Source organism: Dyella humi (assembly GCF_044904605.1).
Classification (GTDB): Bacteria; Pseudomonadota; Gammaproteobacteria; order Xanthomonadales; family Rhodanobacteraceae; genus Dyella_B; species Dyella_B humi.
On sequence record NZ_JADIKI010000004.1, the window covers coordinates 1 to 734 of the forward strand.

1 protein-coding gene is annotated in these 734 nt (G+C 59.4%); it reads left to right on the forward strand.

The window, feature by feature from the left end; genetic code table 11:
- Positions 1-734: AMP-binding protein (locus tag ISP18_RS00025; RefSeq protein ID WP_404559212.1), on the forward strand; the 734-nt coding region annotated here is incomplete at both ends.

Below are 734 nucleotides of genomic sequence, written 5' to 3' on the forward strand. Positions count from 1 at the left end.
CTAACGCCGAATGCGCTGGATGCAGCGGACGCCAATCCCGATCCGCACGCCTTGGGCCTGAGCTCCTCACACCTGGCGTATGTCATCTATACCTCAGGGTCGACCGGCAAGCCTAAGGGCGTGATGGTGGAACATCACAGCGTCATCAATTTTCTGCATGCCATGGCCGCTGTGCCGGGCCTCGCCCAACAGGACCGGTTGCTTGCCGTCACCAGCATCTCTTTCGATATTGCAGCGCTGGAACTCTATCTGCCCTTGAGCAAGGGCGCACAAGTCGTCCTGGTTCGCCAATACGACCATAGTGATCCTTATTTATTGCGGGATCTGCTCGTCACCCAGCGAATCAGTGTCATGCAAGCCACGCCGGCAACCTGGCGCAGCCTGCTCGATATCCGATGGCCACCGTCCTCCACGCTGAAGATCTTGTGTGGCGGGGAGGCAATGTCCGCTCAGTTGGCGATCCAGTTACGGCAACAGGGGCAGTCGGCATGGAATCTCTATGGTCCCACCGAGACCACCATCTGGTCCTCGTGTTCGCAAGTTCTGAGAGACGATGTGAACCCGACTTCAAGCCAATCGATCGGTCGACCGATCGCTAACACCCGCCTCTACCTCCTCGACGTACACAGCCAGCCAGTGCCGCTGGGTGCCGTGGGTGAGTTGTACATCGGCGGGGCCGGTGTTGCCCGTGGCTACCTCAATCGTCCCCAGCTCACTGCCGAGCGTTTTCTGAC